The organism is Cupriavidus sp. GW822-FHT06G04, assembly GCF_058799075.1.
Map to the genome: position 1 here is coordinate 645,726 of NZ_JBXALD010000003.1, position 25,383 is coordinate 671,108.

The window sequence follows — 25,383 nt, forward strand, 5'->3', positions numbered from 1 at the left end:
TCCACGGGCCCTCACCGGGCGCGTTGCGGCAGCTTCCAGTTCGGGCGGATGAAATGGCAGGTGTAGCCGTGCGGGATGCGTTCCAGGTAATCCTGATGCTCGGGCTCGGCTTCCCAGAAAGGGCCGGCCTGGACGATCTCGGTGACCACCTTGCCCGGCCACAAGCCTGATGCGTCGACGTCGGCCACGGTGTCCTCGGCCACCTGCTTCTGCTCGTCATCGACGTAAAAAATCGCCGACCGGTAGCTGGTGCCGACATCGTTGCCCTGACGATTCCGGGTGGTCGGGTCGTGGATCTGGAAGAAAAATTCCAGGATCTGCCGATAGCTGATCTTCGTCGGATCGAACACGATTTCGATCGCCTCGGCATGCGTGCCGTGGTTGCGATAGGTGGCATTGGGCACATCGCCGCCGGTGTAGCCCACCCGCGTGGTCAGCACGCCGGGGTAGCGGCGCAGCAGGTCCTGCATCCCCCAGAAGCAGCCGCCGGCCAGGATTGCGGTTTCGGTTTGCGTGGTCATGTCGGGTCCTTTGCGTCGTCATGCATCGAGCCCGGTAATATACGCACACGCCGCAAATTTCGCTCGATTGCCATGCAGTTCCCCCACCGCGCAAAGGGTGTCGTCCAATCGCTCCAGCGCGATATTTCCGCCTGTACCCGCTGTGCCGACGCCCTGCCGGCCGGGCCGCGCCCCGTTCTGCAGTTCAGCGCCACGTCCCGCATCCTGATCGTCGGTCAGGCGCCCGGGTCGCGCGTGCATGCTAGCGGCGTGCCGTTCGACGATGCCAGCGGCGACCGCCTGCGCGAATGGACTGGGCTGGACAATTCAACGTTTTACGACGCTGCGCGCGTGGCGATCGTGCCGATGGGCTTCTGCTATCCGGGCAAGGGCAAAAGCGGCGATCTGCCGCCCCGGCGCGAATGCGCGCCGCTGTGGCATGAACGGGTGCTGGCCTGCCTGCCCGAAGATCGGCTGACGCTGCTGGTGGGCAGCCATGCGCTGGCGGGTTATGTGCCGCGGCGCGTGCCGGGCGGTTCGGCGAAGGCGTCGATGACCGACATCGTCGCCGATTTCCGTCGATACGGCCCCAACGTGTTCCCACTACCGCACCCGTCGTGGCGCGTCGTGCTGTGGATGCGCCAGTATCCGTGGTTCGAAGCGGAACTGCTGCCTGCGCTGCGCGCCGCGGTTTGCGCCCGGCTGCAGTTGTAACACCGGGCGCCAATCCACAACGATGGCGCCCGGCTATCCCAGCGGCAAGGCCGTGCTGTACAGCACCTGCTTCAGGGCAAAGCTGGAGCGGATGCTGGCCACGCCGGGAATGCGCGTGATTTGATCGATGATCAGCCGCTCCAGCGCCTCCACGTCCGGCACCACCACGCGCAGCAGGTAATCGGCGTCGCCGGACATCAGATAGCACTCCATCACCTGCGGCAGGGCCGCGATCTTGCGCTCGAACGTGTCCAGCGTTTCGCGGCGCTGCTTGTCCAGCGACACCGAAATGAACACCACCACCTTCAAACCCAGCCGCCGCGCGTCGAGCAGCGTCACGCGGCGCGAGATCACGCCGATTTTTTCAAGGCGCTTCACCCGCGCCAGACACGGCGAGGCAGACAGATTGATGCGGCTGGCCAACTCCACATTGGTCAGGCTGCCGTCCCGCTGCAATTCGTGAAGGATCCGGATATCGGTGGCGTCGAGGTCGATGTCCAGCATATTCCGCTTTCAATAATTGAATAAGCGGCATTCTATGCTGAATAAGCCCATCCGCACAGTGTGATCCGGACAATGCTGCGGCGCAATGAATCGTAGACTTTCCCTATCGAAACCCGTCTCGAAACGGCCTGAAAAGCCCCTCGCGCCATGTCCGCCCCCGCCTCTGCCGCCACCCCCGCCGCAAACAGCCTCAAGTCGTTTCTGCCGTTGATCGGCGCCGTACTGATCTGGGGCGGCAACTGGCCGGTGATGAAATTCGGCCTGTCGCACGTCAGTCCGCTGTGGTTCGCGGCGCTGCGCTTTGGCTCGGCGGCAATCATCAGCTTCGTGGTGCTGGGCGCGATGCGGCGCGTGCGCTGGCCCACGCGCGCGGAGTGGCCATTGGTGGCGGGCGTCGGCCTGTTGCAGATGGCAGCCTTCACCGCGCTGGCGCTGTGGGCGCTGCAGTATGTGCCGCCTGGGCGTGCCTCGGTGGTGGCCTACGCCACGGCGATCTGGGTGATTCCGATGTCGTCGCTGGTGCTGGGAGAACGCCCGTCGCGCTGGCAATGGCTGGCCACCGCCTTCAGTTACGCCGGCATCGGCGTGATCGTCGCGCCGGCGCTGGGCGGCTGGCAACTGCATGCCGTGATGGGCCTGACCATGCTGCTCGGCGCCTCGCTGGCGTGGTCGATCAGCATCATTCAACTGCGTGCGAATCGTCACGTGCGGCTCGGCGCGGACATGATTCCGTGGGAATGCGCGGTGGCAACGGCGCCGCTGGTGGTGCTGGCCTGCCTGCGCGACGGCGCGCCGGACGTCTCGGCCATGGCCGCCATCTGGCCGGCTATCGCCTATACCGGGCCGCTGGCCACGGCGCTGACGTTCATTGTCGTGCTCAATGTCACGCAGTCGCTGCCGCCGGCCGCCACGTCCATCGCAATGCTCGGGGTGCCGGTGATCGGGCTGGTGTTGTCGGCGATGGTCTGGCACGAGCGCATTTCGGCCGATCTCTCCGCCGGGCTCGCGCTGATTGCGCTGGGCGTGGTAACCACGGCGCTCGCGCCGCGCCTGGGCCGCCTCGGCCGCTTGGGCGGATCGGGCGTGCGCTGAGCGGCGCGCGCCTTCCGCGTGCGCTTGCAGCGCTCAGGGCTCGACCGACGGTTCGCGCTTGAGCGTGCGCAGCACGAAGGTGGAATGGCTGTGGCGCAGGCCCGGCAGCTTGTACAGCTTGTGCCGCAGAAATTCCTCGTAGCCTTCGGTGCCGGCCACGGCCACCTTGATCAGATAGTCATACTCGCCCGTCAGCAGATGGGCTTCCAGCACCTCGGGCAGTTGCGCCAGCGCTTCGCCAAACCGATGCAGCATGTCGTCGTCATGGCGGTCGAGCGTGACCTCGATCAGCACGGTATCGGGCAATCCCAGCGCCTTCTGGTTCAGCAGCGCGGCGTAGCCGCTGATCACGCCGGCGTCTTCCAGTGCTTTCACGCGATTCCAGCATGGCGTGGCCGACAGCCCGACACGTTCGGCCAGCCGGGCGTTGGAAATGCGCCCGTCGCGGCGCAGCTCGCGCAGGATGCGGCGGTCGATGTCATCGAGTTTGGGGATGGTTGTCACGACAGAAATGGGATCGGTAAAAAGAATTTACCGATAATCTAAACCATCTCGGATAATTCTTCTCCATTTAGACAAGTTTCGAAGAAACTTCAGAAGCCCATTTCGCGGCGGCGCTGGTACATTTGCCTGACCGCTTTTGCTTCGCTCCTCCACATTCTCCGGACCCGTGTCATGTCGCTGCCATCGCTCCAACTCGCCCTTCAGCTCGACCGCGCCGATGTCTTCGGCAGCCTGGAATGGGTGCTGGCCAACGCGCGCCGCACCGGCCTGACACTGCTGCAACTGCGTTTCGACGCCGAACGGGCCAACGCGGTCCATCTGCGCTGCGAAGCCGCATTGGCGGATCTGCTGCAACTGTTCGTGCGTCGTGTGGCGCAGGGCGTCGACGTCACGATCGTCGATGCGGAATTCTCGGAAGACGCGCCGGCCGACGACGCACCCAACGCCGACACGCTGGTACTGGTGGCCTGACGCACCTACGCGTCGCTTAACAGCTCGATGCCGTCCAGATCGGCCGCGCAGATGTCGCGCACGATGGCAACGAAATCGTCCACGTAGGGGCGATCCGCAATCGGCGCCGGCACCGTCGCATACAGCTCGCTCCACAGCCCCTTGGTGCCGATACGCTTGGCCAACACGTAATCGTGGTCGACGTAGTTCTTGACGCCCCAGTTCGGCAGCGCAGCCACGCCGCGGCGGCTGGCCACCAGTTGCAGCACGGCCACGGTCAGCTCCGCCGTGCGTCGCTCCAGGTGGATGCCGGCCGGCTCCAGCACCTCGCGAATCAGGTCGATGCGCTGCGTCGGCACTGGGTAGGTAATCAGCGTCTCGCCCGCCAGATCGACCGCTTCGATGCGGCGCTTGTTGCGCAGCCGGTGTTCGTTGGCGATCACCGCCAGGATCTCGAAGCGGAACAGCGGCGCCACGCGCAGACCGCGTTTGGTCGGCGGCCTGGATCCGATCACCATGTCGGCCTTGCCCTGGGTCAGCAACGCCAGCGGATCGGCATGAAAGCCCGCCACCAGATCGATCTCCACTTCGGGCCAGCGCCGCCGGAATTCGTCCATCACCGGCATCAGCCAGTCGAAGCAGGTATGGCATTCCAGCACCACGCGCAGCTCGCCTCGGGTATCGCTTTGCAGGCGCAGCAGGTCGCGTTCGGCGGCACTGATGGCGGCCAATGTGTCGCGCGCCAGCGCTAGCAGGCGCTCGCCCGCCGCCGTGAAACGCAGGCCCTGGCGCGTGCGGTCGAACAACGGCATGCCGTAATGGGCCTCGATGGCCTTGATCTGATGCGATAGCGCCGACTGGCTCACGTGCACGCGTTCGGCGGCCGTGGCCAGCTTGCCCGAATCGGCAATCGCCACCAACGAACGGAAGTGCCGGACTTCAATCATCGTGACCTGCCGTGGTGAGTTGAATGAAATTCATACATTGTTTAAAACTTGTCGCTTGATTCATTCTAGCCGCGATTCCACACTGTGCGCCACATCAGCCTTTAACGGAGCGCCCCCATGGCACGCACACACATCCTTGGTTTTCCGCGCATCGGCGCACGCCGGGAACTGAAATTCGCGCAGGAAGCCTTTTGGCGCGGTGAAACGTCGGAAGCGGCACTGCGCGACACGGGCGCCGCGCTGCGCCGCAAGCACTGGCAGCTCCAGGCCGACGCCGGCCTGGCCAGCGTGGCGGCTGGCGACTTTGCCTGGTACGACCACATGCTCGGGCTTACCGCGCTGCTCGGCGCGCTGCCAAAGCGCTTCGGGTTCGACGCCGCTGCGCTGACCCTGCCCCAGTACTACGAACTGGCCCGAGGCAATACCGCGCAACCGGCCATGGAAATGACCAAGTGGTTCGATACGAACTATCACTACATCGTCCCCGAACTCGATGCCGACAGCACGTTCGAAGGCGGCCCGACGTGGTTCTTCGATGAGATCGACGAAGCGCTGGCGCAGGGCCTCGCCGCCCGTCCGGCACTGGTCGGCCCGGTCACCTACCTGTGGCTGTCCAAATCGCATGTCGCGGGTTTCGACCGGCTTGCGCTGCTGCCCCGCGTGATTGCCGCCTATCGGCGCATCCTGTCGCAACTGCAGGCACGCGGGATCGAGTGGGTGCAGATCGACGAGCCCGCGCTGTGCCTCGACCTGCCCGCGCCGTGGCTCGACGCCTTCGACCACGCTTATGCGGCGCTGGCGGATTCCGGCGTGAAGCTGCTGCTGGCCACCTATTTCGATACCGCCGCGCCCCATGCCAAGCGCGCCGCCGCGCTGCCGGTGCACGGTTTTCATATCGATCTGGTGCGTGCGCCCCAGCAGCTTGCGGATTGGCTCCAGATACTGCCCGCGCACGCGGTGCTGTCGGCCGGCGTGATCGACGGCCGCAATATCTGGCGCGCCGATCTGCGCCGCGTGCTGGACACCGTGCGGCCGCTGCACGCCGCGCTGGGCGATCGGCTGTGGCTGGCGCCATCGTGCTCGCTACTGCATGTCCCCGTATCGCTCGATGCCGAAACGCGGCTCGATCCGGAACTGAAATCGTGGCTCGCATTCGCCACGGAAAAACTCGACGAGCTGCATACGCTGGCCGTGGCGCTCGATCAGGGCGAAGCCGCGGTGGCGCAGCAACTGGCCGCGTCCGACGCCGCGCAGGCCTCGCGGCGCACGTCGCGGCGCGTAGTGAATCTTCAGGTGCAGAACCGCCTGGCCGCGCTGACCGCGGACATGGCCGATCGCCACAGCCCGTTCGAGACGCGCATCGAACGTCAGCGCGCCGCGCTGGCGCTGCCGCCGCTGCCCACCACCACGATCGGATCTTTTCCGCAAACGCCGGCGATCCGCCAGACCCGTGCGGCATTCAAGCGGGGGGACATCGGCGCGCTCGATTATCTGGAACGGATGCGCGCCGAGATCGAATTCGCGGTGCGCAAGCAGGAAGCGCTGGGCCTGGACGTGCTGGTGCATGGCGAGGCCGAGCGCAACGACATGGTCGAATATTTCGGTGAACAGCTGTGCGGCTATGCATTCACCGAGAACGGCTGGGTGCAGAGCTACGGCTCGCGCTGCGTGAAGCCGCCGGTGATCTTCGGCGACGTATATCGCCCGGAGCCGATGACCGTGGAGACCGCTCGCTACGCGCAGTCGCTGACCGACAAGCCAGTCAAGGGCATGCTGACCGGCCCGGTGACGATGCTGCAGTGGTCGTTCGTGCGCGACGATCAGCCCCGTTCGGTCACCACCCGGCAGCTTGCGCTGGCGATTCGCGATGAAGTGTGCGATCTGGAGCGCGCGGGCATCCGCATCATCCAGATCGACGAGCCGGCGCTGCGCGAAGGCCTGCCGCTGCGCCGCGCGGACTGGGCCGAGTACCTGGAGTGGGCGGTCGAGGCGTTCCGCCTGGCCGCAGCCGGCGTGGCCGACGACACGCAGATCCACACCCATATGTGCTACGCCGAGTTCAACGACATCCTGCCGGCCATCGCCGCCATGGATGCCGACGTGATCACGATCGAGACCTCGCGTTCTGCCATGGAACTGCTGGAAGGCTTTGGCGATTTCGATTATCCCAACGAGATCGGCCCGGGCGTCTACGACATCCACTCGCCGCGCGTGCCGGGTGTGGACGCCATCACGCGGCTCTTGGAACGTGCGTGCGAGGTCATCCCGCCGGAGCGCTTGTGGGTCAATCCAGATTGCGGGCTGAAGACGCGCGGCTGGCCCGAAACCGAGGCGGCGCTGGCCAACATGGTCAGTGCGGCGCGCCAGTTGCGCGCCAGGCTGGCGGGCCAGGCGCCGCTCCACTGGAAGCGGGTCACGTCGCCGACCGCACGGCCTGCTGCCAGCGCCCACACGCACGGCGCGGCGTGCGGTCCCGGTTGCGCGGGACAGGCGGCGGTCTGACGGCAGGGTGCGGCAACGCCGTGCACGAAACAACCTTGCTTATGCGCTAAAGCGCACGCTGCGACGCTGTGACACATAGTGTCGCAGCGCCCCGCTCCGTATCCTTGCGGTCGAGCCAAACCAACAAGATCGCGCTGCGCCCCATGTCGGCGCGGCCATCGACCGCAAGCAATGAAAAGAACCACCTCATGGCGCCGTGCCGCGGTGCTGCCCGCTGCCGCCTTGTCCGGCGCCGCACTGGCGCAAGGCGCGCAGATCGCGTCTCCCGTCCTGCCCACCGTCACCGCCACTGCAGCGGCCGAAGGTTCGCTGACTGCGCCCGGCGTGGCGCAGCAGCGGCAGTCGCTGTTCCAGTCGGCCGGATCCGTCGGATTCGTCGACGCGGCCACCTATACCAACACCTACGCCAACGATCTGCGCGACGTGCTCAAGGACGCACCGGGCGTGTACGTGCAGGAGCGCTACGGCCAGGAACTGCGCCTGTCGATCCGCGGCTCGGGCGTGGCGCGCGGCTATCACACGCGCGGGCTGGAAATCCTGCAGGACGGCGTGCCAACCAACTTTGCCGATGGCAGCGGCGATTTCTACCAGATCGACCCGCTGGCGTTGTCGGCGGCCGAGGTCTACAAAGGCGGCAATGGACTCGCGTATGGCAGCACCACGCTGGGCGGCGCGCTGAATTTCACCACGCCCACCGCATTGACTGCCGATGCGAAGAACATGGTGCGTATCGACGGCGGCAGCTTCGGTACGGTGCGCGGCAGTGGACAGGTGTCGCGCCAGATCGGCCAATGGGATTTCCTGGTCAATGCCACGGTCAGTCATTCGGAAGGCTGGCGCAATCACGAGCGCGGCCAATACGAGCAGTTGAACGCCAACGTCGGCTACCGCTTCAGTCCCACCGTGGAAACGCGCTTCTACTTCGGCGCCTATATTGTCGATCAGCTGCTGCCGGGTACGCTTTCGCTCAACGACGCACTGAACAACCCACGCATGGCGTCGGCCAGCGCACTGGCGGGCGATCAGGCGCGCAACACGCGCACCGAGCGCGTGGCCAACGTCACCAGCATCAAGCTCGATAACGGCCAGATCGATTTCACAACCTGGGGCATCCACAAGAGCCTGTATCACCCGATCTTCCAGGTCATCGATCAGGACAGCTGGACCTACGGCTTTGCGCCGCGCTACACCGGCAATTTCTCGCTGGGCGGCATGCGCAACCAGTTGATCGCGGGCGCGCGTTTCTTTGGCGGCAACAACCAGGCGCGTCAGTACGTCAACGTGAACGGGGATCGCGGCGCGCAGACGCTCAATGCCAAGCAGGACGCCTACAACTACGAGGCCTATCTCGAAGACCGGCTCTATGTGCTGCCCACGGTGGCGCTGATGGCGGGCGCCAAGGCATACCGCAACCGCCGCGAATATGTCGATTACGGCGGCCTGCCGGCCAATCCGATCGCCAAGTCCGACGCCGCCACCTTCAGCGGCGTCAATCCCAAGTTTGGCGTGCTGTGGGAACCGAAGCAGGATGTGCAGGCCTTTATCGACATCACGCGCAGCGCCGATGTGCCGGACTTCACCGACCTGAGCCAGACCATCGGCACTACCCAGCGCTTCGTGCCGCTGGCGGCGCAGCATGGCTGGACGCTGGAGCTGGGCACGCGCGGACGCACCGACCGGTTTGCGTGGGACGTCACGGCATATCGGTCGCTGCTGCGCGACCAGCTGCTGCAATACACCGTCAGCCCCGACGTCCCCGCCGCCACGTTCAACGCCAACAAGACCGTGCTGCAGGGTGTGGAGCTTGGCGCCAGCGCCGACATCGTGCGCGACGTGATCGGCAAGGGCGACAAGATCACGGTGTCGCAGTTGTGGAACTACAGCGATTTCCGCTTCGACAACGATCCCGTCTATGGCAACAACCGCATCGCCGGCGTGCCGACGCACGTACTGCGCACCACGCTCGCCTACAGCCGCAACAGCCGGCTGCGCGTGGCGGGCACCATCGACTGGGTGCCGACGGGCGCCTATGTCGATTACGCCAACACCTTGAAGGTGCCCGCGTATGTGCTGTTCGGCATCGAAGCGAGCTATGAATTCGAGCGCGGCGTCACGCTGTTTCTCGACGCGCGCAACCTGGCGGACAAGCGTTACGTCAGCGACTTCAGCACCGTGGCCGATGCGCGCACCGCCAACACGTCGGTGTTCTATCCCGGCGTGGGCCGCGCGTTCTATGCCGGTGTGAAGTTCAAGTTCTGAGGCTGCTCTGCCGCTTACCACCATGCCTCCCACAGGGCGGCAGGCGGCCGGGGACGTTCACAGGCGCCAGATGCACAAAGCCCTTCCCGATCGGGAAGGGCTTTTCGTTTGAGCCGTGCCGCCGAGCGGCGCGTGCGATCAGGCGATCAGTTCACGCGCTGCACCGGAGGCGGCATCCATTTGCCGTCGAGCATGGTCTGGTCGGGCCAGTACGCGCGCAGCATCAGGTTGAACGCATCGGGTGGCGCCGGCAGCCAGTTGGCGACACGCGCCGCGGCGGGGCGCTCGTACTGGATGTAGATATCGAGCGAGCCGTCGCGGTTGTAACGCAGGCGATCGCGGCTGCCGATTGCATAACGCTGCAGCTCGTTGGCAACGAACGCCTGCTTGTCGTTGTACATCGTCAGCGACCAGAACGCCTTCACGGGCGGCAGTTGGCCTTTCTCGAAGTGCAGGACATAGCGGCTGCCGCCATCGAACGGACGCCCGCTGGCATCGGCGCGCGCAGTCGGATACAGCGCATCTTCGGGCAAGTTCGCGCCGAGGCCGAACATCGCGACGGTGGCGCGACGGCCGTAGTCGACGCCATAGACACCGGTGTCGCGCCGCACGCGCCAGCCGGTGGCGCCGGCCTCGCTCTTGCGGCCCGCCGCGGCGATGCCCGCCAGCGCGGCGGTGGCGCCCTCCTGCACCGCGCGGGCCGTCGACGGCTCCAGCACCGTGGTCTTGAAGGGCTCGCCCGACTTGATGCCCATGCGCAGCATCCTGTCGACCATTTCCGCGTTTTCCGGCGGCGGAGGATTGGTCTGCAGCAACGCGGCAAGACGGCTGAAGAAGGCCTGCGCATCCATGGCGGCCACCTGTTCCACCGGTGGCGTCTCGGTATCGATCAACGTGGCCCGCGGCGCGGCCGCCTGGACGCTACGCACGCCGCGGCGCCATGCCGACAGCGGCACCAGCTTGAACTGGTCCTGCAGGCGATGCACGTTGGCGTAATCCTGCTTGCCGTTGGTCTGGATCCGGCCGATCACCCACACCATGTTGGTCGGCGAACGGATTTCCTTGACGCCCTTGGGCAGCGTCCCTTCCCAGCCGGGACCGACAATCGCGTACGCGCCGCGCCGTGTGCCGGTGGTGCGTTTGCCTGGCGCCGCAAACACGTTGGTCCACGCATCGAGCAACTGCATCACGTAATAGCGGCCGGCCGTATCGGGCACCGACATCACGAGCGGTTCCTTCGACAGATCGAGCCAAGCTATCGAATAAAGCGTGTCGGCATTGGGGCTGACCACGTCGGTGAACGACGCATCGGGGAAAGCGCGCTTGTGGGAGAACGTATTGACGGGCACGTTGGCCGTCATCACTTCACGCGTGACGTCCATCAGCACCAGCGGATAGCCGTAGGTAAATACCTCGGCCGAGAGTGTCTTCATTGCCTGGTCCGATGGAGGCTGCTCCGCGGCGGGCATATTGGCCATCGGCGCGGGCGTGGACGAGCAGGCGGAAAGAAAAGCGGCAAGCGCGACCACGCTTGCCAGTTGGCATATCGATCGATTCATGACCCCGTTTCCCTTAGGAATGGCAACCTTCCGGCCAGCGTATTGGGGCGCGTGTAGCTCCGGAGGCGCATCTGTAGGGTCGAATGATGTGCCGCGACACGAGCACTGTCAATGATTCCAGTACTCGCTTTCGGGGGGAAACGAACACTGGGAGGCCCACTGGCAAGCGATGGAGACTGCGCTTCATCGAATGCGGCTGCGGCGTGCCACTGCGTCGGCGCGGCGCACAATTCACATCCGGCAAATCTGCCAGCAATGCGCAAAGCGGCAGGCGCGCCGCAAATCCAATGAAACCAGCCGGGGAAAGAGGGGAAAAAGCCAAAGAAAAAGGGCTTCCTTTTACGGAAGCCCTTTGTCACTGCATAGGTGGCGCGGCTGGCAGGATTCGAACCCACGACCCCTTGGTTCGTAGCCAAGTACTCTATCCAACTGAGCTACAGCCGCACGCGAGGCCCGAATTGTATCGCAATTTGCATTTCGCGCAAGCGTTTTTTGAAGGGACTTTTCAGACACGTATGAGATCGCGCGCGCCGGGCACGTCACGGCACGTCCCTTCTTACCAACGATAGCGAGCGCCAAGCGTGCCGCCGGGATTTCGTCCGCCGCGCGCCTTGACCCACAGCTTGAGCCCGGTAATCGAATTGCTGTGCGCGCCGATGTTGAACGAGAACAGCCCGCGCAGCAGATCCGTATCGATACGGGTGCCGTTGATGTTGATGACCTTTGCGCGGTTGTCCTGCCACCAGTCGGCTTCGACAAACGGATAGACACCGTTGAGCCGCGTTGGCTTCGATCCGTACAGGCGCACGGCGAGACCGGTTGCGGTGGCTTCGCCGGGCGGCGCATCCCAGTTGCCCGATGTAGGCGACACGCCGGGCCGGTAAGCCATCTCCACGCGCGATTGCAACGTCAGGCCATTGCCGCCGCGCGATAACGGCGCGTCGAGCGACAACGCCATGCTGCGCGCATTGCCGTCGACGAAGCGCGTTGCCGTCGATGCATCGTCGACGTGGAGTGGCGGACGCGGTGCGCTGCTGAAGCGCTCCACCACACGATCGATCGAGGCCAGATTGACAGCGACGTGATCGGCGTCGCCGCTGGCTGGCAAAGGCGCGCTGTGCGATGCGTGAACGGGAATCGGCAGGTCGGGATCGTCATCGACGATCACCATGCGCGGCGGCGCCATGGCGTCGGGCGTTGCCGGTTTGGCGGCAGCGGCACCAACCGCAACGGGCGCGGGATCGGCAGGCGGCGGATCGACAAGCATTGGCGGCGCGACGAACGGCGGCACGCCTACGCTCTCTTCGGCCTGCGCCACCGCGCACGCCAGCATCGCCAACAGCAGGCACAGCGGCAGTCCAGGACGATACGGGGAATGCGCGGCAACATATCGCAACCCGACACGCCTCTCTCTCGCGAAAGTCAGCAGAACGGACATGGCGACCATCCTTGTCGGGCGTTTTGCGAACCATGCCCGATCAGCTTGAGCATAGGTCAATGGCCGTTCAATCGTTAGCCGCGAATGTGGGACCCCACGCAAGCCAAATGGACGAGTGATCGTACGAGAGAGACGGATGTCGGACGAGTCGGTCGCGCATGGGGACGCGAGCCGCGCGACCCCAAGATTGCGCTTGCAGGCGCAATCCTTTCGAGGCCAGGAAATGAAAAAGCCCTGCTCGATGAGCAGGGCTTTCTGAATTGTGGTGCCCAGAAGAGGACTCGGTCACCCGTGCGCGACCCCGGGATTGCGCCAGCAGGCGCAATCCTTTCGAGTCCTCGCGGGAAGTCCGCAGGGACTTCCCTTTCCGGGCCGGAAATGAAAAAGCCCTGCTCGATGAGCAGGGCTTTCTGAATTGTGGTGCCCAGAAGAGGACTCGGTCACCCATGCGCGACCCCGGGATTGCGCCAGCAGGCGCAATCCTTTCGAGTCCCCACGGGAAGTCCGCAGGGACTTCCCTTTCCGGGCCAGAAATGAAAAAGCCCTGCTCGATGAGCAGGGCTTTCGAATTGGTGCCCAGAAGAGGACTCGAACCTCCACAGTGTTGCCACCGCTAGGACCTGAACCTAGTGCGTCTACCAATTCCGCCATCTGGGCTTCGTCTCGCTGCATTGCTGCGGCGATGCGAAGAACGTGATTATGCTGAGGCAGTTGCCTGGTGTCAACACCCTGCCGACAGAAATCGAAAAATTTCCGTCGACGCGGTCACGGCCGGTGTAGCCGGAAGTCGACATGTGCCGGCCGACCTTCCAGCGACAGCGTCGCCGTGGCGGGCGCCGTGCGGGCCACCACCTTGCCGGCTCGCATCACCAGCAGCCGCGTGGCGCGCAGGCGAATCGCCTCGACCGGGTCGCGCGCCTGCAGCAGCACCAGGTCGGCGCGGCAGCCGGGCGCCACGCCGTAGCCGTCGAGCCCCAGAATGGCCGCCGGCGTTTCGGTGACGGCGCGGAAGCAGGCGCGCATGGCGTCCTGTCCCGTCATCTGGGCTACGTGCAGCCCCATGTGGGCCACTTCCAGCATGTCGCCGGAGCCCAGGCTGTACCAGGGGTCCATCACGCAGTCGTGGCCGAATGCGACGGGAATGCCGGCCGCCAGCATTTCCGGCACGCGGGTCATGCCGCGCCGCTTCGGGTAGGTGTCGTGGCGGCCCTGCAGCGTGATGTTGATCAGCGGATTGGCGATCGCCGCCACGCCGGCCTCGCGCATCAACGGCAGCAGCTTCGACACGTAGTAGTTGTCCATTGAATGCATCGACGTCAGGTGCGACCCCGTAACCCTGCCCTGCAGGCCCAGCCGCACCGATTCGCTCGCCAGCGTTTCGATATGACGCGACATCGGATCGTCGCTTTCGTCGCAGTGCATGTCCACGCGCAAGCCGCGGCTGGCAGCCTCTTCGCACAGCAGCCTGACTGACGCCGCGCCGTCGGCCATGGTGCGCTCGAAATGCGGAATGCCGCCGACCACATCGACGCCCATATCGAGCGCGCGACGCAGGTTTTCCAGCGCACCGGCGCTGCGCAGCACGCCGTCCTGCGGAAACGCGACCAGTTGCAGATCGAGATAGGGCTTCACACGCTCGCGCACGTGCAGCAGCGCTTCGGTGGCCAGCAAGCGGGGATCGCACACATCGACATGCGAGCGGATCGCCAGCAGCCCCTTGGCAACAGCCCAGTCGCAATACGCCAGCGCGCGCTCGACGATCGCGTCCTGCGTCAGCAGCGGCTTGAGTTCGCCCCACAGCGCAATGCCCTCCAGCAACGTGCCCGATTGATTCACACGCGGCAAGCCGAAGGACAGCGTGGAATCCATATGAAAGTGCGCGTCGACGAACGGCGGCGAAACCAGTTGGCCGGCCGCGTCGATTTCCTCGGCGGCGCTGGCCTGCAATGAAGTGGCCACGGCCGCGATCTTGCCGTCCGCGATGCCGATGTCGACATCGTTACGGCCGTCGGGTAGGTTGCAGTGACGCAGGATGGTATCGAGCATGAAATTTGGTTCCGTAGGAATGATCAGCGCTCGCCTTTGCGATACGGCTTCATCAGGGCTTGCGGGTAGGCCGCTCGACGCGCGACCAGCACCAGCGCCAGGATCGAGAGGATATACGGCAACATCAGGTACACCTGATACGGCAGCGCCGGCAGCCCCGGCAGTGTGGCCCCGCCTTGCTGCAGCCGCAGTTGCAGCGCGTCGAACGCCGCGAACAGCAGCGCGCCGAGCAGCGCGCGCCCGGGCCGCCATGACGCGAACACCACCAACGCCACGCAGATCCAGCCGCGCCCGTTGATCATATTGAAAAAGAACGCATTGAAAGCCGACAGCGTCAGGAAGGCGCCGCCGATCGCCATCAGTGCCGAACCGGCCATGATCGCGCCGATGCGCACCGCCGTCACACGAATGCCCTGCCCTTCAGCCGCCGCGGGATTCTCGCCGACCATGCGCAAGGCGAGTCCCAATGGCGTGCGATACAGCAGCCACGCAATCACCGGCGTCATCACCAGCGCGAGCAGCGTCAGCGCTGTTTCCGCCGCCATCACCGTGCCGATCAGCGGCACATCGGCCCACCACGTCATCGGTGCGAAAGGCGTGATGGTTGGCGGTGTCGATACCTGCGCAAAGCCCAGGCGATACGCGTAATAGGACAGGCTCGTCGCCAGCATCGTCACGCCAAGTCCCGCCACGTGCTGCGACAGTGCCATCGACACCGTGAGCCAGCCATGCAGCAGACCAAACGCCAGACCGGCCCCGGCCGCCGCCGCCACGCCGCCCCACAGCGGCAGCCCGTGGTAGACGGCCAGCCAGCCGCAAAACGCGCCGGCCACCATGATGCCCTCGATGCCAAGATTCAATACGCCCGCGCGTTCGCACAGCAACACGCCGAGCGTGCCGAAAATCAGCGGCGTTGCCACGCGCAGCACGGCAATCCAGAACGGCGCGCCCGCCAGAATATCGAACAGTTCCATCACGCAGCCTTTCCGGCGCGATCGAATCGCACGCGATAACGGGTCAGCATCGTCGCCACCAGCATTGCCAGCAACGCCACGGCCACGATCACATCGGCGATCGTGTTGGGCACGCCGACCGCGCGGCTCATGCCATCGGCGCCCACCAGGATGCCCGCCACGAACACCGCCGCGGCCACCACGCCAAGCGGATGCAGGCCGGCAAGCATGGCGATCACCACGCCGGTATAGCCATACCCGGGCGACATATCGAGCGTCAGGTAGCCGGTACGGCCCGCCACCTCGACCACGCCGGCCAGTCCGGCCAGCGCGCCGGACAGCGCAGCGGCGAGCAGCGTGACGCGCGCCACCGGCATCCCCGCAAACGCCGCGGCGCGCGCATTGGCGCCCACTGCGCGCATCCGCAGGCCGAATACCGTGAAGCGATTGATCGCCCAGATCGCGGCCGCCAGCGCCACCGCGATAAGCAGCCCACTATGTACGCGCGAGCGTTCCATCAGGCGCGCGAGTTCCAGTTCGGGAACCAGCGCGACCGACTGCGGCCATCCCATCGCCAGCGGGTCCTTCATCGGGCCATCGAGCATCGTCGATACGCCGAGCAGCACGATGAAGTTCAGCAGCAGCGTGGTGACCACCTCGTCGACGCCAAAGCGCATCTTGAGCACCGCCGGCACCAGCAGCAACAGCGCACCGGCCAGCATCCCGGCGGCCACCATCAGCCCGAACAGCACGCCGGTGGGCAGCGACGCGGCCCACGGTGCGGCGGCGCCATCGACTTGTCCGCCCACGGCCACCGCCGCCAGCGCGCCCAGATACAGCTGGCCTTCCGCACCGATATTGAACAGCCGCGTGCGAAACGCCACGGCAACGGCAAGGCCCGTGAGGATCAGCGGCGTGGCGCGCGTGAGTGTCTCGGACCATGCAAAGCGCGATCCGAATCCACCTTCGAGCAACAACAGGTAGGCCTTGCCGACCGGCGCGCCAGCACAGGCCACCAGCAGCGCGCAGATCAGCAGTGTCACTACGATCGCGCCAACCGGCGCCATCACCAGCGCGGCACGCGATGTGCCGGTGCGTGCTTCAAGCCGCATGGACCACCTCAGCGTCGCTGACGTCGCGCGCGCTATCGGCGCCCGCCATGGCCAGTCCCAGCGTTCCCAGCGTCCAGTGCGACGTCGGTTGCGCGGCCGTGAGATGGCCGGCGTGCATCACCGCGATGCGATCGGATAGCGCCATCAATTCGTCCAGATCCTCTGAAATCAGCAACACTGCCGCGCCGGCCGCCGCCGCTTCCAGCAACTGGCGATGCACATAGGCCACCGCACCGATGTCGAGTCCCCACGTCGGCTGGCTGGCCACCACGAGGCGCGGTGCGCCGGTGCCGCGCACGGACAGAGCGCGGCCCAGGATCAGCTTTTGCATGTTGCCACCGGACAGCGCACGCGTTGGCGTATCGATACCGCCGCCGCGTACGTCGAATCGCGCCACCAGATCGTTTGCAAAGCGCCGTGCCGCGCCGCTGCGGATAACGCCGGTCCGCACGAAGACTGGATTGTCGAGTTGCTCGGCGATGGCGTTTTCCCAAATCACAAGATCGCCCACCGCGCCTTCCGCATGACGATCCTCCGGAATCCGCGCCACGCCGCTGCGGATCCAGCGATGCGGCACGGCCGGCAATTGTTTGCCATCGACACGGACGCGCCCTGCCGTCGCCGCGACGGCGCCACTGAGCAGCGCGGCGAGCGCGACCTGACCATTGCCCGACACGCCCGCAATGCCGAGAATTTCCCCGGCGTGAATCTCGAGCGAGACCGCATGCAAACCAGCCCGCCCTTGCGCGGCCGGCACGCTTGCGCGCTCCAGCGACACCACCACATCGCGCGTGGCCGTGCTTGCCTCGCGGGTCGGCATCTCGACGTTGCGACCCACCATCAGTTCCGCCAGCTCAGCCTTGTGCGTGCCGGCCGCCATGCGCTCGGCCACCAGCTTGCCGGCGCGCAGCACCGCCACGCGGTGCGACACGCGTAATACCTCGTCGAGCTTGTGGCTGATGAACACCACCGAAAGTCCTTCCGCGATGAGCTGCCGCAGCGTGGCAAACAGGCTGTCCGCCTCCTGCGGCGTCAGCACGGCGGTCGGTTCATCGAGAATCAGGATGCGCGCGCCGCGATACAGCGCCTTGATGATTTCCACGCGCTGCCGTTCGCCCACCGAGAGCGATCCCACGCGCGCCTGCGGCGACACCGCCAGCCCGAAGCGCTGGGCGAGATCATCGATGCGCGCCCGCGCCCTGGCGCGCTGCTGACGCCAGCGCCATAGCGGCTCGGTGCCGATCACGATGTTGTCGAGCACGGAAAGGTTGTCGGCCAGCGCGAAATGCTGGTGCACCATGCCCACGCCCGCAGCCAGCGCGGCGCGTGGATTGCCTGGCGGCAGCACGGCGCCATCCACTTCCACTGCGCCGCCGTCCGCGACGTAGTGACCAAACAGGATATTCACCAGCGTGCTCTTGCCGGCGCCATTTTCGCCGAGCAGGGCCAGCACTTCGCCGCGATACAGCTCCAGCGAAATGTCGTCGTTGGCCACCAGCGACCCAAACCGCTTGGTGATATGCGAAAGCCGGAGAACCGGCGAACCATCGAGGGGCATCGATCAATCAGAAGTCAGCAAGAAGCAGGCCCCGTCCGGCAAGGGACGGGGCGCCTGGCCAGCGCAACGCGGATCTGTCAGCGCACAACGCCGCCATGCGGATCCGCGTCGGTCATGGCACCTGTCACAACGTCGCCGTCACGGCGTCGATTTCGGCTCGGTTTCCACCACCTTGATAGTGGTCTTGCCATCGAGAATCGCGCGTTCCTTGGCCTTGACCTTGGCCATCACGTCGGCAGGCACCTTGCCCTCGAACGTGCCCAGCGGGGCAAGCTCCGCGCCCTTGTATTTCATGAGCGAGTACTGGCCGTAATCCTCGTTCTTGAACTGCCCCGACTTCACCTTGGAGAGTGCGGCGGCGATGGTCGGCTCCATGTTCCACAACGCGGAGGCCACCACCGTGGTTGGATACTGCGGCTGCGTGTTGATCACGTTGCCGATGGCCAGCTTGCCGCGCTCCTTAGCGGCGTCGGACACGCCAAAGCGCTCGGCGTAGAGCACATCGGCGCCCTTGTCGATCATCGCGAACGCGGCCTCCTTGGCCTTGGGCGGATCGAACCACGAGCCGATAAAGCTGACCGTGAACTTCACCTTCGGATTGACCTCGCGTGCGCCTTCCATGAACGCATGCATCAGGCGATTGACTTCCGGAATCGCGTAGCCGCCGACCATGCCGATATGGTTGGTCTTGGTCATGCCGCCCGCGATCATGCCAGTCAGGTACGACGGCTCCTGGATGTAGTTGTCGAACACCGAGAAGTTGGGCGCCTGCGGCTTGCCCGACGATCCCATCAGGAAAGCGGTCTTCGGATAGTCCTTTGCCACCTTGCGCGCCGCGCCTTCCACCGCGAACGATTCACCAACGATCAGCGCCGAGCCCTGTTCCGCATACTGACGCATCACGCGTTCGTAATCGGCATTCGACACGCTTTCAGAAAACACGTAGTCGATCTCGCCACGCGACTTGGCCTCGTTGAGCGCCTTGTGGATGCGCGACACCCACTGCTGCTCCACGGGCACCGTGTAGACCGCGGCCACCTTGATCTTCGACTGGCCGTAGGCCGCTGGCGACAAACCGATAGCGGCCAGCGCCGCGGCGGCTGCGGCGGCCTTCATCCAGTTGCGGCGATCGCTTCCGTTGTGCATGAATTCACTCCCCTTTTCTACGTTGTGCGCGCGCGTAGCGCGTGATTTGACAGCGATATTCGTGGCAATGCCTTGCGGCTATGGCGCGCCAGCCGCACCGCGGCTTTCCTCGCGCAGCCCGCAGCCGCGCAGCATCAGCGTCACCAGATGCTCCGTGGCGCGCTCGAAGTCCTCCGCATCGAGCTGGCTCACGCCCAATACGGCACAGACTTGCGCTTCGAAATCGGCATAGGTCTGGGTCGATGCCCAGATCGTGAAAAACAGGTGGTAGGGATCGACGGGCGCCATATGGCCGTCGTCGATCCATGCGCGGATCACCATGGCCTTTCGCTCGATCAGCTCGTGCAGCACCTGACGCAGTACGCCGCCGATTTCCGGTGCGCCGTGCAGCAGTTCATTGGCGAACACGCGCGACGCGTCGGGGTGACTGGCAGAAAGCCGCATCTTGGCGCGGATGTACTGTTCCAGTGCGAGACGTGGATCGTGCTCGGCGCTGATGATGTCCGTCTCTGATAGCCACAGCTGCAGCGTATGCGCCAGCACGGCGCGATACAGCGCCTGCTTGGTACGAAAGTAGTAATGCAGATTCGATTTCGGCACGCCCGCGCGCGTGGCGATGTCCGCCATGGTGGCGCCGGCAAATCCCGCGCGGGCGAAGACATGTTCCGCCGCGCGCAGGATCAGCGCCTCGTTCTCCTGGCGAATACGCCCGGCCGATTCGCGCGCCAGGGGCGCGCATGCCTGCGCGGCCATCATTTGGTGCCATACAGCCGGTCGCCGGCGTCGCCCAGACCGGGCACGATGTAGCCGTGCTCGTTCAATTCGTCATCGATCGCCGCGGTCACGATGGCGACGTCCGGATGCGCCGATTGCAACGCGTGCAGACCGGGGCGCGAGGCGATCAGGCAGACGTATTTCATGGTGGTCACGCCCGCCTCCTTGAGGCGGTTGATCGCAGCAATGGCCGAGTTGCCGGTGGCCAGCATCGGATCGACCACGATTACAAAGCGTTCCTGGATGTCCTCGGGCATCTTGAAGTAATACTCGATCGGTTCCAGCGTTTCGGGGTCGCGATACAGGCCGATATGCCCGACGCGCGCGGCTGGCAACAGGTCGAGCATGCCGTCGAGAAAGCCATTGCCTGCGCGCAGGATCGACACCAGGCACAGCTTCTTGCCCGACAGCACTGGCGATTGCATCGGCGCGATCGGCGTCTTGATCGCCACGGTTTCCATGGCCAGATCGCGCGTGGCCTCGTATGTCAGCAATTGGCTGATTTCGCGCACCAGGCGGCGAAAGTTGTCGGTGGTGGTGTCCTCGCTGCGCACCAGGGTGACCTTGTGCTGTACCAGCGGATGGTTGACCACCATTAACGCTGGCGATGCAGCCCCGGTTTCGGCAAAAGCCTGCGCGACGGGTTGGGCCGCGGCGGACATGTCGTTCATGATGCGCTCCTTGGTTTCAGGCGTTTGCATGGGCCGGACGCAGCGGGCCCTCGCCCGCCTCGCATTGGCTGACTGACACTGCGTTTGCGTTGGCGACTACTGTGGTTGCCACGTTCGGCGCCGCGTCCTGCGCGGCGCATTACGTAGCGTTGCGCGATAAAAGGCGTCAGAACACGGTGCCGTCGCTCTGGATTGCAAAGGGCGGCGGCCCGCCGGGCGGGCGGCGTTGCGCGGCGATACGTCGCCCGGCGGCCCAGGTGCCGCCTTCCAGCACGCGCGCCAGCGGGAATTCATCGGCCGACAAACCCAGCGCCTGCCGCACGCCATCGGCCACGAGATCGAGCCCCGTCACGGTCAGCGCACGCCATTCGACAATCTCGGGCTCGTCCACCGTGTGCGTGCGATGGGCGAATTCGCTATCGCGCGGCACGGTCAGTTCGAAGTCGTAGAGCAGCCCGCCATTGCGGTACTCCGGCAGGCCTGTGAGCGCGTCCAGCCCCACCACGACCAAGCCGCCGTCCTCGAGCGGCTCCAGCAGCGAATAGGTGAGCCATTGGGTGAGCTTGTGGAACGGCACCAGCCCGTCCGGCGCAGCCTGGTGACGCCAGCAGTCGCCCAGCGAAATCCCGTCGAGCTGCACTCTGCCCGGCCACACCGGGCCCAGCGCCACCAGCAACGTGCGCAGCACGAAACCGGCTTCGATGCGGCCGTCCTGGGCGTGAGCGGCCAGATAGTCGAACAGATTGCCCAGCCGCGCCGGCGTGCCGAACACCGCGGGCGTGGCCTGCATCACCTCGCCGAGGCGTCGCAACAGCCCCGCGCGCCCTTCCAGGCCAACCAGCGGATTGTGCTGCGCCACCTGGAACGCCGTGGCAATCGTCGATGCGTCGATACGCGCCAGGCGTTCGGCGTCGGCGCGCAGCGGATCGCCGGGCTCCGCAGAAAAACCGCCCCTGGCGAACAGATCGAAGCTGGCCACGCCGAGCCCTTCCGAACGCGTCAGCATCATGTCGCTGGCGGGATCGCGGTAGCGCCAGTCGGGTCCCGCGCCGGCATCGAGCAACACGCTTGGAATCACAAGATCGATACCGATGCGCGCGCGTTCGGTGCAATGCTCGGCGCCCGACATGCCCGCGCGCTCGCACAGGATCTGCCAGCGATTGATCGCGTCCTGTCCCGGCCCGCCGCTTTCGAAATGGCGCCAGCGGCTGTGGTAGGGAACCTGCAGATCGGGATAGCGGCGGCGGATCGTCGCGGCGACATAGTCGGCAATCGCGTGGACGCGATCCGCATGCCATGTGAACAGGTCCGACTCGCCCGCCGCAACATACTCGGTCACCGCCTTGCAATGGGTGCGCACCGCTTCGCCACTGAGCAGCGCGGACGCGGGATGATCGGCGGGAACCGGGCTGTGCCAGCCGCTGCCCGTGCCGGAACCGGACGCTTCCCCTGCGGGATACTCGTTCATTCGTTCAACCCCCTGCCCTTTGCCAGGGCGAGTTCGTTGGCGTCAGGCGGCGAATAGCTGGTGAAGTAACCCGCCGCCACCTTCGCATCGATTTCCACGCGCGCATCGGCCGGAATCAGCGCCTCGGGGATCGCCACCTGCTCGACCACTTCGATGCCCTGCGCGGTCAGCGCGCCATGTTTCATATTGCTCATCGAGGCCCAACGATCGATGCGCCGGATGCCGAGCCAGTGGAATACATCGGGCATCAGTTCCTGGAACCGCATGTCCTGCACGCCCGCCACGCATTCGGTCCGCGCGAAATAGGTTTCGGCGCGATCGCCGCCCACCTGCCGCTTGCGCGCGTTGTAGACCAGGAACTTTGTGACTTCGCCCAGCGCACGGCCTTCCTTCCGGTTATAGACCACCAGGCCTACGCCGCCCTGCTGCGCCATCTCGATACACACCTCGATGCCATGCGCGAGATAAGGCCTGCATGTACAGATATCGGAACCGAACACGTCCGAGCCATTGCATTCGTCGTGCACGCGGCATGCCACCTTGGTGTCGGGCTGGCCGAGCTTGGCGACATCGCCAAAGAAGTACAGCGTCATACCGCCGATCGGCGGCAGGAACACCTTGAGGTCCGGTCGCGTGACCAGTTCCGGAAACATTCCGCCGGTCTGCTCGAACAGGCTGCGCCGCAGGACGCTTTCCTTGATGTTGAAGCGCCGGGCGATGCCGGGCAGATACCAGACCGGATCGATCGCGGCCTTGGTCACGCGCACATCGCCGTTGGCGTAGAGAATTTCGCCGTCCGGTTTCAGACGGCCCGCCGCGATGGCCGCGATCAGTTCCGGCATGTTGATATGCGCGCGCGTGATGGCGATGGTCGGGCGAATGTCGAAGCCCGCGGCGATGCGATCGGCAAACACGCTGGAAACCAGATGCCCCCAGGGATCGAGCGATACGATCTTGTCCGGGTCGCCCCACTGATCATGCGGCCCGATGGTCTCGGCCGGCGCGGTGTCGGTGAGGTCCGGCCGGTGCGCGCGTTGCAGGCTGCCCGACGCCACTGCCAGCGCGCGATAGATCGCATAGGCGCCGGCGTGCGTGCCGATGACGTTGCGCTGTACCGGATCGGTCAGGCTGGCGATCACAGGTCCGCGTTCGGCCGCCGTGGGCGCGCCCCAGTGGATGGGTTCGGCCGGCTTGTCGCGGCGCGCGTGTGAGGTCAGGACGATATGGTCGGACATGGCAGCCTCGTCTCCCGGCATCGTGCCGGTACTGGAACCTGACCAAATGGTCAGGTTTATGAATCCATACTAGGCAACACTCATGCCAACGCCCAAGTGGGGTTGTTACGGTTAGTGGCATCCCGTACGCACCGTGCATGTGCGCAACAGATGTCGACACATCGCTGATCGGGGGCGCAAACGATACATGTCGGTGCATGCGCACGCCTCCGTGCGCGGGCTGGAGTTTTAGGGTCGCGGCTATTCCGCAAGGGTCGGGCAATTTCAATACTTCAGGGCATCGAGCCGTACCGGCTCACGTCGCCCCTGGAGTTGATCGTGAAGAAGCTGCCCGCCACCGTTGTCGTCCGCGCCCTGTTGTTCATGTCTGCGGTGGTCGTCGTCCCCGCCACCGCCTTTGCCGGTCCCGCTGAAACCGCATCGCCGCTGCCCAAGGCCTGCGCGATGGTCATGCAGGGCGAGCAACCGCGCGTGCGCTGCGTCGTTTCGGGCGACCAGGACCTGGAAAAGCAACCTCCCGAGGTGGGGTCGCAAGTGATCTGGGACCGCATCATTTCCGATCCGGACACGCTGCGCGAGCTGCGGCCCACGTTCGCCTGAAGCGCGGTGCGCAATTTCGTTTTCTTCGCTCGCCAAAACAAAAACGGCACGCTCGGTGAGAACGTGCCGTTTGTATTTCAGGCGTCACTGCGCGGATAACGGTCAGCCGCCCACGCGTTCCCCGATGCGCCCACGCGCACGGGACGGCAGATCGGCCGTCAGCCAGTCAACCAGCCTGCGCAGCGGATTGCCCGCTTCAACATGGCGATGGAACGCCGCGCCAGCGACATTGCTGGCGATCCACGCCAGCACCATGCCCACCGCATTGGCCATCGGCTTGCCGGGCGCAACGTGCGTCACCACGGCGTTGACCATCAAGCAGACCGGAAAATGCACCAGGAATACCGAATAGGAGATCTTGCCGAAATACGCGGTGAGCCGGCCGCCGGGCCAGTGCTCCAGCCTGCCGCCGCGGCGCGAGACGGCCAGCAGCAGCGCGGTAGCCAGCGCCACGGCGATCCGCAGGCGGAAATCGACCACCAGCGCGGCCGCGCCCATCGCCGCCAATACGATCAGCGACATCGGCGAACGCTCGGGATTGGACGCCCAGAAGGCCAGCACTCCCATGCCATAGGCGCCAAAGAAATAGACGGCCCAGATGTCCCAGCTGGCATCGCGGTTGAACCAGAACAGGGACAACCCGGCCAGCGCCGCCACCAACGGCACGCCGAGCGCCAGCGCGTTGCGCGATACGGCGCGGCCAAGCCACAGCGTGAAAACCAGCAGCGCGAACAGTTGCAGATCGATGGCGATATACCAGACGCCGGCCGATAGCGCATCGACATCGAGAATGTTGTGCAGCAGCAGGATATGCGCGACAAATTGCGCGAGCTGAGGCGCCGCGGGGATCGAATCGTGGTGCATCCAGGTTCGGGCGACGGCCGCCCCGACGATGGCGATCACGATTGCCGCGGCATAAGGCACCACCAGTTTCTGATAGCGCCGCCATACGGTCGCCAGCGGCCGCGGCGTGGTCAGGTGGCCGGCCGGCGCCAGGCTGCGCGCCGCCAGGAATCCGCTAATCACCAGAAACACCTGCACCGCGATGCGCGCGTAATCGGCCAGCCAGCCGATCAGTCCGGGCGCCAGAGCGTGGGCGGCATCGGACATGGGGCCGTAGAAGGCCAGGTGGTGCAGCACGATCAGCTGTGAGCTGACCGCCTTCAGGGCATCGATACATGCCAGACGGGAAGGACGGGGGCTCATTTGTTATAGGAAAGATACAAAATGGCCCGCATTGTACCCGGAACAGTGCGCGTGGGAATGTGGATGGTGCGTAACCTTTGTAAGCGCCGATACATGTGCGCCCGGCGGGGCCGCCTGCGCCCCACATTTGGGAATTAGCTAATAA

Annotated in this window: 22 protein-coding genes and 2 tRNA genes; 6 read left to right on the forward strand and 18 right to left on the reverse strand. The window is 65.3% G+C overall.

Translation table 11 applies throughout. The features are described 5' to 3' along the window. Nucleotides 1-11: 11 nt before the first annotated feature. Nucleotides 12-521, reverse strand: a complete 510-nt coding sequence (gene msrA, locus AC1RKI_RS10240) for a peptide-methionine (S)-S-oxide reductase MsrA (RefSeq protein WP_061959344.1) — start codon at nt 519-521, stop codon at nt 12-14. 72 nt (nt 522-593) lie between these two features. Here msrA and AC1RKI_RS10245 point away from each other — a divergent pair, with 72 nt between their 5' ends. Further along, the gene (locus tag AC1RKI_RS10245; protein WP_492797455.1) at nt 594-1,214 is read left to right on the forward strand and encodes a uracil-DNA glycosylase family protein; all 621 of its coding nucleotides are present in this window, start codon (nt 594-596) and stop codon (nt 1,212-1,214) included. Nucleotides 1,215-1,247: 33 nt separating this feature from the next. Here AC1RKI_RS10245 and AC1RKI_RS10250 read toward each other — a convergent pair whose 3' ends face one another. Next, nucleotides 1,248-1,718 (reverse strand): Lrp/AsnC family transcriptional regulator, encoded by a 471-nt coding sequence (locus tag AC1RKI_RS10250; RefSeq protein ID WP_061959346.1) that lies wholly within the window; start codon nt 1,716-1,718, stop codon nt 1,248-1,250. Nucleotides 1,719-1,865: 147 nt separating this feature from the next. On the opposite strand from AC1RKI_RS10250, the gene AC1RKI_RS10255 reads away from it, so the two are divergent. Then, nucleotides 1,866-2,810 carry a DMT family transporter gene (locus AC1RKI_RS10255; protein WP_492797453.1) on the forward strand — a complete coding sequence of 315 codons (945 nt, stop codon included), beginning with the start codon at nt 1,866-1,868 and terminating at the stop codon, nt 2,808-2,810. A gap of 33 nt (nt 2,811-2,843) precedes the next feature. Here the strand turns inward: AC1RKI_RS10255 and AC1RKI_RS10260 are convergent, their stop codons facing one another. Then, complete coding sequence (locus tag AC1RKI_RS10260) at nt 2,844-3,314, reverse strand: Lrp/AsnC family transcriptional regulator (RefSeq protein WP_061959348.1); 471 nt, start codon at nt 3,312-3,314, stop codon at nt 2,844-2,846. 171 nt (nt 3,315-3,485) lie between these two features. Between AC1RKI_RS10260 and AC1RKI_RS10265 the strand changes: the two genes are divergently transcribed. Continuing rightward, nucleotides 3,486-3,785 (forward strand): AsnC family transcriptional regulator, encoded by a 300-nt coding sequence (locus tag AC1RKI_RS10265; protein ID WP_227461213.1) that lies wholly within the window; start codon nt 3,486-3,488, stop codon nt 3,783-3,785. 5 nt (nt 3,786-3,790) lie between these two features. Here the strand turns inward: AC1RKI_RS10265 and AC1RKI_RS10270 are convergent, their stop codons facing one another. Further along, a complete protein-coding gene (locus AC1RKI_RS10270) occupies nt 3,791-4,711 on the reverse strand; it encodes a LysR family transcriptional regulator (protein ID WP_061959350.1) in 921 nt (306 codons plus the stop codon). A 117-nt stretch (nt 4,712-4,828) separates the two neighbouring features. On the opposite strand from AC1RKI_RS10270, the gene metE reads away from it, so the two are divergent. Then, the gene (gene metE / locus AC1RKI_RS10275) at nt 4,829-7,213 is read left to right on the forward strand and encodes a 5-methyltetrahydropteroyltriglutamate--homocysteine S-methyltransferase (RefSeq protein ID WP_492797450.1); all 2,385 of its coding nucleotides are present in this window, start codon (nt 4,829-4,831) and stop codon (nt 7,211-7,213) included. Between the two features lie 171 nt (nt 7,214-7,384). Continuing rightward, a complete protein-coding gene (locus tag AC1RKI_RS10280; protein WP_492797448.1) occupies nt 7,385-9,472 on the forward strand; it encodes a TonB-dependent receptor family protein in 2,088 nt (695 codons plus the stop codon). Between the two features lie 146 nt (nt 9,473-9,618). Here the strand turns inward: AC1RKI_RS10280 and AC1RKI_RS10285 are convergent, their stop codons facing one another. From AC1RKI_RS10285 to AC1RKI_RS10345, 13 genes are all read right to left on the reverse strand, one after another. Next, a complete protein-coding gene (locus AC1RKI_RS10285) occupies nt 9,619-11,031 on the reverse strand; it encodes a DUF1254 domain-containing protein (RefSeq protein ID WP_492797446.1) in 1,413 nt (470 codons plus the stop codon). A gap of 367 nt (nt 11,032-11,398) precedes the next feature. Beyond that, nucleotides 11,399-11,475, reverse strand: a tRNA-Arg gene (locus AC1RKI_RS10290). 112 nt (nt 11,476-11,587) lie between these two features. Continuing rightward, nucleotides 11,588-12,469, reverse strand: coding sequence for a hypothetical protein (locus AC1RKI_RS10295; RefSeq protein WP_492797444.1), 882 nt, complete (start codon nt 12,467-12,469; stop codon nt 11,588-11,590). Nucleotides 12,470-13,039: 570 nt separating this feature from the next. Next, a tRNA-Leu gene (locus AC1RKI_RS10300) sits at nt 13,040-13,126 on the reverse strand. 108 nt (nt 13,127-13,234) lie between these two features. Beyond that, nucleotides 13,235-14,515: an amidohydrolase family protein gene (locus tag AC1RKI_RS10305; RefSeq protein ID WP_492797442.1), complete on the reverse strand. Its 1,281-nt coding sequence runs from the start codon at nt 14,513-14,515 to the stop codon at nt 13,235-13,237. A 23-nt stretch (nt 14,516-14,538) separates the two neighbouring features. Beyond that, nucleotides 14,539-15,489 carry an ABC transporter permease gene (locus tag AC1RKI_RS10310; protein WP_200899096.1) on the reverse strand — a complete coding sequence of 317 codons (951 nt, stop codon included), beginning with the start codon at nt 15,487-15,489 and terminating at the stop codon, nt 14,539-14,541. Continuing rightward, nucleotides 15,489-16,580 (reverse strand): ABC transporter permease, encoded by a 1,092-nt coding sequence (locus AC1RKI_RS10315; RefSeq protein ID WP_061959653.1) that lies wholly within the window; start codon nt 16,578-16,580, stop codon nt 15,489-15,491. The genes AC1RKI_RS10310 and AC1RKI_RS10315 overlap by 1 nt, the downstream gene beginning before the upstream one ends. After that, a complete protein-coding gene (locus tag AC1RKI_RS10320) occupies nt 16,570-18,138 on the reverse strand; it encodes an ABC transporter ATP-binding protein (protein WP_492797440.1) in 1,569 nt (522 codons plus the stop codon). Before AC1RKI_RS10320 ends, AC1RKI_RS10315 begins: the two co-directional genes overlap by 11 nt. A 138-nt stretch (nt 18,139-18,276) precedes the next feature. Continuing rightward, nucleotides 18,277-19,254 carry a BMP family protein gene (locus AC1RKI_RS10325; protein WP_150981050.1) on the reverse strand — a complete coding sequence of 326 codons (978 nt, stop codon included), beginning with the start codon at nt 19,252-19,254 and terminating at the stop codon, nt 18,277-18,279. Nucleotides 19,255-19,362: 108 nt separating this feature from the next. Beyond that, nucleotides 19,363-20,040, reverse strand: a complete 678-nt coding sequence (locus AC1RKI_RS10330; RefSeq protein ID WP_099047649.1) for a TetR/AcrR family transcriptional regulator — start codon at nt 20,038-20,040, stop codon at nt 19,363-19,365. Continuing rightward, nucleotides 20,037-20,729, reverse strand: coding sequence for a uracil phosphoribosyltransferase (gene upp / locus AC1RKI_RS10335; protein WP_150981037.1), 693 nt, complete (start codon nt 20,727-20,729; stop codon nt 20,037-20,039). The genes AC1RKI_RS10330 and upp overlap by 4 nt, the downstream gene beginning before the upstream one ends. Before the next feature lie 166 nt (nt 20,730-20,895). Further along, nucleotides 20,896-22,197 (reverse strand): URC4/urg3 family protein, encoded by a 1,302-nt coding sequence (locus tag AC1RKI_RS10340; RefSeq protein WP_150981038.1) that lies wholly within the window; start codon nt 22,195-22,197, stop codon nt 20,896-20,898. After that, nucleotides 22,194-23,432 carry a GTP cyclohydrolase II gene (locus AC1RKI_RS10345; protein ID WP_492797437.1) on the reverse strand — a complete coding sequence of 413 codons (1,239 nt, stop codon included), beginning with the start codon at nt 23,430-23,432 and terminating at the stop codon, nt 22,194-22,196. Before AC1RKI_RS10345 ends, AC1RKI_RS10340 begins: the two co-directional genes overlap by 4 nt. Before the next feature lie 318 nt (nt 23,433-23,750). Between AC1RKI_RS10345 and AC1RKI_RS10350 the strand changes: the two genes are divergently transcribed. Continuing rightward, a complete protein-coding gene (locus AC1RKI_RS10350) occupies nt 23,751-24,032 on the forward strand; it encodes a hypothetical protein (protein ID WP_150981039.1) in 282 nt (93 codons plus the stop codon). Nucleotides 24,033-24,134: 102 nt separating this feature from the next. Here the strand turns inward: AC1RKI_RS10350 and AC1RKI_RS10355 are convergent, their stop codons facing one another. Further along, nucleotides 24,135-25,238 (reverse strand): acyltransferase family protein, encoded by a 1,104-nt coding sequence (locus tag AC1RKI_RS10355; protein ID WP_492797435.1) that lies wholly within the window; start codon nt 25,236-25,238, stop codon nt 24,135-24,137. Nucleotides 25,239-25,383: the final 145 nt, after the last annotated feature.